This window comes from Kitasatospora sp. NPDC059571 (assembly GCF_042735675.1).
GTDB lineage: Bacteria > Actinomycetota > Actinomycetes > Streptomycetales > Streptomycetaceae > Kitasatospora.
In genome coordinates this window covers 2,999-5,518 of record NZ_JBHWBW010000508.1, presented here as the reverse complement: position 1 = coordinate 5,518, position 2,520 = coordinate 2,999, and the positions used below count along the sequence as shown (strand labels likewise).

1 protein-coding gene is annotated in these 2,520 nt (G+C 80.3%); it reads right to left on the bottom strand.

What is annotated here, in order from left to right; all coding sequences use genetic code 11:
* Positions 1-2,520: LysM peptidoglycan-binding domain-containing protein (locus tag ACFV0G_RS34175; protein WP_380556381.1), on the bottom strand; the 2,520-nt coding region annotated here is incomplete at both ends.

The window sequence follows — 2,520 nt, the reverse complement described above, 5'->3', positions numbered from 1 at the left end:
GGCCCGGGCGGCCGGGGCGGCGGGTGCCGGCGGGGTCGCGGTCGGGGCGGTGCCGGCGAACGGGCTCGCCCCGGCGCCGATGACCCGGGCGACCCGGCGCAGGGCGGCCTCCGCCGGCCCGGCGCCGTCCGGTGCGGCGGAGGCGCCCACCGCGGCCAGTACCGGTACGGGGTAGGGCAGTTCGGCGGGCTCCAGGTCGACGCCCGGGCCGTCCAGGGTCCAGTCGGGCGCCGGGTGCTGGGTGGTGTCGCCGGAGCTGCGGACGAGTTCGGCGAGGTGGCCGAACTGGGCCCGGTCCAGCCGCTGGAGCTCGACCGCGAGATGCAGGCCGGGCAGGGTGGCGGTGCCGGTGCTGGGCAGCGTCCAGCGGGCGACCGGCCCGGAGCCCCGCTCCGGGGCGCGGGTGATCACCGACAGGCAGGTGCGGGGCTTGGCGTCCAGCAGGCGGCCGAGTTCGGCCGGGACCTGGCCGGACGGCGGCTGCGCGGAGAGCACGATCTCCGGCACCCAGGACTCGTCCTCCTGCCCGCGGCTGCGGGCGTCGCGCGGGCTGGACGCCTCGGCCGCCACCAGGCTCGCCCGGGCGCGGGCGGCACGCGGGCCGAGCGCGCCCAGCGCGAGCTCCAGCGACTCGTGGCGGTGCACCCGTTCGGCGGCACGGCCGGCCAGCGGCAGGTCCTCGGCGAAGCCCACCAGGTGCAGGTGGAGGCGGTCGGCGAGCGGGCTGTGCGCCAGCTCCAGTGCCAGCGTGCGCAGCACGTCCCCGGCGTCGTCCGGGTTCCCCGCGAGGTGCACCAGGCGGACGGTCTCCAGGTCGGCGAGCACCACCGAGCCGTCCGGGGCGCTGCCGAGCGTGACCAGCGCCGGGTAGGGGGCGGCGGCCTTGGCCGCCTGGCCGGGCGAGAGCAGCTCGCCGGAGTCCTCGGGGCACCACCAGACGTTGTTGGCGTGCGCGGCACGGAACGGCGCGATCGGCACCGCGGGCCCGGACAGGTGCAGTTCGACCGTCCGCCCCGGGGTGATCCGGGCGGCGACCAGGGCGGGCAGCCGCTTGCCGCCGCGGACGGTGTTGCGGGCCAGCGTGCGCAGCGCGCGGTCCAGCAGTTCGAGCGCCGGGACGTTCTGCCGGGCCCGCAGCTCGGCCTCGAACTCGGCGGCGGCCGGCTCGGGCATCGCGATGCGGTGCCGCGGGCGGCGGGCCTGCTGCTGGTCGCCGCGGCGGCGGGCGACCGCGCCGACCATGACGGCGGCGAGCAGCACGCCGACGGTGGAGGCGGCCAGTGCCGCCGTGTAGTCGTGCGAGGCGGTCTCGGCTCGCGCCGGGGTGCCGGCCGAGGCGGGTACCACCGGACCGGTCCTGACCGGCGGCGTCGTGGCCGGCGCGGGCGCGCTCGTCGCGGGGGCGGACGGGGCGGGGGCGCTCGACGCGGGGGCCGGGGTGGCCGGTGCCGGGGTGGCGGGGGCGGGCGCCGGGTCGGCGGCGGGCGGCGGATCGGCGGGCTGCCCGGCGGGCGGATCGGCGGCCGCTCCCGGGATGGCGAGCACCATGCCGGGGGCGAGGACGTCGGGGTCGGTGAGCCGCTCGCCGTCGGGGGCGCGCACCCCCTTGTTGGCCTCGAACAGCTCCGGCCACTTGTCGCCGTCACCCAACTCCCGCCGGGCGATGGCGGAGAGGCTGTCGCCCGGGGCGACGGTGACGGTCGGGTGGTGGGGCTGCGGCGCCGGCGCGGGGGCGGACCCGCCGTTGCCGGCCGCGCCGTCGGGCGCGGCGTCCGCGGGCATCAGCAGCTTCCAGCCGGGCTGGATCGGCCGGTCGGCGTCGAAGCGCACGCCCGAACCGTCCATCACTCGGCCGTCGTTGAGCCGGGCGATCTCCTGCCACCGCTCCCCCGAGCCGAGTTGGCGCTCGGCGATGGACCAGAGGCTGTCGGCCGGCCGGGTGTCGCGGACGGTGTAGGTCGGGTGGTCGAGCGCGGGCGCGGCCGGCGCCGCGGCGGGGGCGGCGGCCGGCAGCGCGGCGAACTGCGGTGCGGCGGGCAGCGCGAGCGCCGTGACCGACTGGGTGCCGCGCTCGGGCACCGCGGCGAACGCGGAGCCCGCCACCGGCAGCAGCGCGAGCACCGAGCCGACCAGGCCCGCGGCGAGCCGCTGGCTCCACCCGAAGGCGGGGATCCGGCGGGCGACCCGGCCGCGCAGCTGGGCGGGGATCTCCAGCAGCACCGCGACCGCGAAGCACAGCCAGGCGATCCAGCCGATGCCGACCAGCGCCCACAGGAAGAGCCGGCCGTCGTCCGGGCCGGTGAGCAGCCCGGCCACGCCGCCCCCGGTGCCGGGTGCGCCCGCCGCGGCGACCGCGAGCGTGCCGTACAGCAGCAGGGCGGGCAGGCCCGCGAGCAGGGCGAGCAGGGCGGCCAGCGAGGCCAGCGCGGAGGCGACCGCGGCGGCCGTCCGCCCGCGGGGCGGGCGGTCCGGGACGGGCCGCCCGGCCGGGGGGGGGGCGCCGGCGGCGCGGCCTGCTGC